The 4,882-nt window shown below is 44.6% G+C and carries 5 protein-coding genes and 1 pseudogene; all 6 read left to right on the forward strand.

Translation table 11 applies throughout. The features are described 5' to 3' along the window. Window positions 1–115 precede the first annotated feature (115 nt). The 6 genes and pseudogenes from RC73_RS19265 (at window position 116) to RC73_RS19290 (ending at window position 4,844) form a co-directional block, all read left to right on the forward strand. Window positions 116–466 carry a hypothetical protein gene (locus tag RC73_RS19265; protein WP_039036149.1) on the forward strand — a complete coding sequence of 117 codons (351 nt, stop codon included), beginning with the start codon at window positions 116–118 and terminating at the stop codon, window positions 464–466. Window positions 467–968: 502 nt separating this feature from the next. Continuing rightward, window positions 969–1,628: a hypothetical protein gene (locus tag RC73_RS19270; RefSeq protein ID WP_039036150.1), complete on the forward strand. Its 660-nt coding sequence runs from the start codon at window positions 969–971 to the stop codon at window positions 1,626–1,628. Next, a complete protein-coding gene (locus tag RC73_RS19275; protein WP_039036151.1) occupies window positions 1,625–2,590 on the forward strand; it encodes a tripartite tricarboxylate transporter substrate binding protein in 966 nt (321 codons plus the stop codon). Before RC73_RS19270 ends, RC73_RS19275 begins: the two co-directional genes overlap by 4 nt. 13 nt (window positions 2,591–2,603) lie before the next feature. After that, the gene (locus tag RC73_RS19280) at window positions 2,604–3,077 is read left to right on the forward strand and encodes a tripartite tricarboxylate transporter TctB family protein (RefSeq protein ID WP_039036152.1); all 474 of its coding nucleotides are present in this window, start codon (window positions 2,604–2,606) and stop codon (window positions 3,075–3,077) included. A gap of 3 nt (window positions 3,078–3,080) precedes the next feature. Beyond that, a pseudogene (locus RC73_RS19285) lies at window positions 3,081–4,582 on the forward strand (tripartite tricarboxylate transporter permease). A 10-nt stretch (window positions 4,583–4,592) separates the two neighbouring features. After that, the gene (locus tag RC73_RS19290; protein WP_152608471.1) at window positions 4,593–4,844 is read left to right on the forward strand and encodes a hypothetical protein; all 252 of its coding nucleotides are present in this window, start codon (window positions 4,593–4,595) and stop codon (window positions 4,842–4,844) included. The last annotated feature ends 38 nt before the right edge of the window (window positions 4,845–4,882 follow it).

Raw genomic sequence — 4,882 nt, forward strand, 5'->3', positions numbered from 1 at the left:
TCACCATTCCCTGGTGGCGGGCATGGTCTCATGAAAGTGGAGCACAATTAGGATCACTTATTTAGTTTTGATTTCTGTTCTTGTTCAATCATCTCCAAGCTACGCGAACGATTGGATGGAACAGCTCAAGCGTGTTTATGCCTGGAGAGAAGTCTCCGTACTTTGTCACGCCAAAGCACCAACATACCAGGATGATTGGAACAAGATGAAGCTCATTCAAGATAAGCAGATCATCATTTGGCAACGTATGATTAGGGATGGGCTCAGAGCGGCCTTGGCCCCAGAGCAAAGAGCAACGTTTTGGTTTGAACAACTGGAAATCCTTGCCCAGGTCTGGGCACCAACACAAGTGAGAGGGATGGATTGCGGCCCAAGTGATATAGAGTTTGTGGGAAAGCGAATGATGGCTGATCCGACATTCGCAAGTGCATTAGATATGGTTGTTCAGGAAAGCAAGGGACGATAGGAAAGGGAGATTAGGCCCTTTAGAAGGGGGCCAACCCCTTCTTTTCGTTATTAAACGGTAGATCTGATAAAAAGTGCTCGCAGTTTTTAATCCCATAGAGTCTATCTGTCATGACGAGTCCGTTTCTCTATATTGCTTATAGTTCGTGATTGTCAGCGAGTATAACAAAGGCTAAACCGATGAAAAGGGCTATCTTGATGGGGAATTTACAGTAACCGGCTCTCTGCATTATCCAACTTCAATAGGCCCGGCATGGCTTCAGTCAGATGCCTTGAACGCCAATTGCTGTGCAAGCCACTCTTTACCTCAAGAGAGTGCTACGAGGACTTATTCGCACCTTCCTTAGTTTTGTTCATTTTGGGCATGCGTTTAATGGAGAAAATTTCGTCAAAGGTTTTTATGGAAATTAATTTCGCAATCTTATATTAACCCCGATTTAACACTAGGCTGTCCTGTACGTCAGCAACCTTATTGAATGCGGACGCAGAATAGGAATTAGCCAATGAATAATAAGCTTATTTTTATCAATGCCCTGGGTTATCGGGAAGCAACCGAGGCAATAGCAAAGTCACAGTCCCATGCTCTTTCTTGTAAAGCGCAAACAGACATTTTGCCAATTAGCTTTGTTGGTGGATTAGGGGCAGTTATCCCGGTCGCCAGCGTACTCTGCTTAGGCATTAGACAGTTAAAGCGTGCTATAGAACGCAGGTTTCTCTGTTTAACGCAATGGCGAACTGAGCCTGGTTGCCCACAAAGATGTTTTAAACATTTTCCCGGCATCTATCAGATGTTTGACTGTAATTCTTCTGGGCAGTTCAGAGTGAAGAACACGTATCCATTCAAGGGGCTTAATTGCGATAAATGGCGAGTCTACAGGCAAAAGTCCCGTAAGTTCGCTGACGGTGGTTGTTTATTCGAATGCCGAATCACGAATGATTGCTTTCTTGGAAGGGGGCAAAACGATGAGTTAAAGGCACAGCGACGTAAAACCAACGTAAGAACATTTTTCGTCCGGAACACCTTATCAAGGCGATTAAGTAATTCTGTTCTACATCCCTCAAAAGAAATTAAAGATTACGTCCGGGAAATGGTGTTCATGGTTTTCCCTGTATTGGATGCGACGCACCTGTACCAAATCCGGGTTAAAGGAGAAGGACAATGATCAAGATAACTTATCGGTTGATCGCCATAGTGGCATACGCCTTGATGCTCTGCAGTGTCCAAGGTCGCGCAGAAACGCACTTTCTTATTCCAGGAGGGCCAGGCGGGGGCTGGGATACGACAGCAAGAGCTGTTGGCGAAGCCATGGTGAAGTCAGGACTGGATGACAACACCTCATTCCAGAATATTTCTGGTGGTGGAGGCGGCCGCGCGATTGCTTATTTGATTGAGTCGGGAACGAAAAAAGGCGATATGTTGATGGTTAATTCTACGCCGATAGTGCTGCGAGCGCTTTCGGGACAGTTGCCTTACAGCTATCGCGATTTGACACCAGTTGCCAGCGTTATTGCCGACTACGGGGCGTTTGCTGTGCGTGCAGATTCTCCCTATCAAAGCTGGCACGATGTTATTGAAGCCTTACGCGGGGATCCAAAAACGATCAAAGTAGCTGGTGGCTCAGCCCGCGGGTCTATGGACCATTTAGTTGCCGCACAGGCAGTTCAAGCGGCAGGTATTGATGGCAGACTGCTCAGGTATATTCCTTATGATGCAGGTGGAAAAGCCAAGGCGGGCTTGCTGTCCGGTGAAGTAAATCTCTTATCGACCGGGTTAAGCGAAGCGCTCGATATGATGCGTGCGGGTCAGGTAAGGATCCTTGCGATCACTGCTGATGAACCTTTGGTGGAATATCCACAACTCCCCACTATGAGAACACTGGGTTATGACATGGAATTTGTAAATTGGCGCGGCTTTTTTGCTGCCCCAGATGTCTCAAAAGCAAAAGTGCAGGAATACAGTGACAGGTTTCAACGTTTAATGGCGACACCTGAATGGGAGAGCGTACGTCAACGTAATGGCTGGCGCACATTATTTACCAGCCAGGACGGCTTTGTTGATGTATTGGAAGCACAAGAACAGCAGCTTCGTGTCGCAATGGAAGCGTTGGGCTTTATCCATCGTTAAAGGAGAGATGACTATGATGAATCGAGAGCTCATAGGACCAACACTATTTTTGCTGCTATTTGTTTGTTATGGCATTTATGCTTGGCAGATACCCCTGATGCCATTTGAAGAGTACGAAAGTGTTAATTCAGCAAGCTTACCAAAGTTGTACACAGTATTAGGGATAGTGATTTGTTTACTGGCAATGATAGCAGAAATAGTGAAATCGCCAGTGAATAATAAACGGGAAATTAAAACGACCATAAGCTGGAAAAGTATCCGTCAAACATTATTGTTGATAATACTTATGCTGCTTTATAGCGGATTGCTGGAATCTCTGGGTTTTGTATTATCAACAGCACTTTTTTTACTTTTCGGTTTTTGGTTGATGGGTGAAAAACGTAAAAAAACATTATTGTTGGCATCAATCCCTGTTGTGATTGTTTTTTGGATCATCATGACCCAGTTATTAGGTGTTTATCTTGCCCCCGGTGAATTTTGGAGTTAAATCATGTTAGATGGAATCTTAACAGGCTTATCAACCGCTTTTGCTTGGCAAAACTTGATGTACGTGATCATAGGTTGTTTTGTGGGAACCTTTATTGGCATGTTGCCCGGTTTAGGCCCCATGACTGCGATCGCGCTGATGATCCCTATTACCTACAGTATAGGCGCTGACTCCGGCATGATTTTGATGGCTGGTGTTTATTATGGCGCTATATTTGGAGGCTCAACGTCATCTATTTTAATTAATGCGCCCGGGGTGGCCGGTACAGTGGCATCGTCCTTTGATGGTTACCCTATGGCAAAGCAAGGACACGCAGGCAAAGCTTTGGCGATTGCGGCTTATGCGTCTTTCACTGGTGGAACCATTGGCGCGTTGATGCTGATGGTCGCCGCCCCCTTATTGGCAGAGGTGAGTTTAAGCTTTCATTCTGCGGATTATATGATGTTGATGTTCCTGGGGTTAACGGCAATTGCAGCCTTTTCTAATAAAGGTCAATTTTTAAAAGCCATGATGATGACAGTCTTTGGATTGATGTTAGCTACTATAGGTATAGATCCCTCTTCAGGTACTGAACGTTTTACCTTTGGGCAAGCAGATTTGCTTGATGGCGTGAGCTGGCGACCTTCGCGTTATCGGAAGCTTTGATTAATGTAATTCGCCCGGAACAAAAAAATCCCGGGGAACAGGACATGGGCACGCCTAAAATCGGTTCGACCAAGCTGAGTAAAGCGGAAGTAAAGGAACTTGCGCCTACTGTTGGGCGTTCATCCTTATTGGGTTTTCTAATTGGTGTATTACCGGGGGCTGGCGCAACTATCGCAAGTTTTATGGCATACGCCTGTGAGCGTAATTTGGCACCGAAAGCATTACAGGAACGCTTTGGACAAGGTTCAATGCGAGGTTTAGCTGCACCGGAATCTGCAAATAATGCAGCTTGTACCGGCTCCTTTGTCCCTCTATTGACACTTGGGATACCTGGTTCAGGAACCACAGCGATTATGCTTGGTGCACTAATAGCTTATGGTATTCAGCCTGGTCCTACACTAATGCAAGAAAATCCTGCGGTGTTTTGGTCTGTTATTATCAGTATGTATTTTGGTAATATTGTTTTGCTTATTCTGAATCTACCCTTGATTCCTTACTTTGCTAAAGCATTAACCTTGCCGCGGGCAGTGTTAACGGTAATGATTCTATTCTTCAGCTTAATTGGAGTTTATTTAGTGACATTCAATACCTTCGATTTATTTATGATGGTGGGTGTTGCTGTTATAGCTCTTGTTCTGCGCTTGCTAAGTTTTCCTATGGCGCCTTTATTACTAGGGTTTATATTAGGAGATATGATTGAACGAAATTATCGTCGTGCCGTGATGATTTCTGATGGTTCAATTAGCTTTTTATGGGAACGGCCTCTTACATTAGCTATAGGCATTGTTGCGATACTCGTTTTGCTTATTCCATTAAAAAGTTTTTTGAATAACTATCTTCGTCAGGATGCCAATTTATAGGATGGATATCATGCGAAATTCAGAACAAGCGGCAATTCCTACGTCCGCATTTAAATCGATTCGCCGTCCAAAAAAATTGGAAACCCGATTAATTATTTGGGTTGTTGGCGTCTGTGTGTTTCAAGCATTGTTCTTTTTTGCATTGGTTTATAATGTGACCACGCAAAACTTTCATCAAGAAGTGGGGGGGAAGGCGTTAGCATTGGCTATGTCAATAGCGTCTAGGCCTGATGTGATCATGGCTTTAAAAGGGCGTTGTTGATCAAATCATTCGCTTGAACGCAACTACCCCTAGGCTTT

The sequence above is a fragment of the Shewanella sp. ECSMB14102 genome (assembly GCF_000813075.1).
GTDB lineage: Bacteria > Pseudomonadota > Gammaproteobacteria > Enterobacterales > Shewanellaceae > Shewanella > Shewanella indica.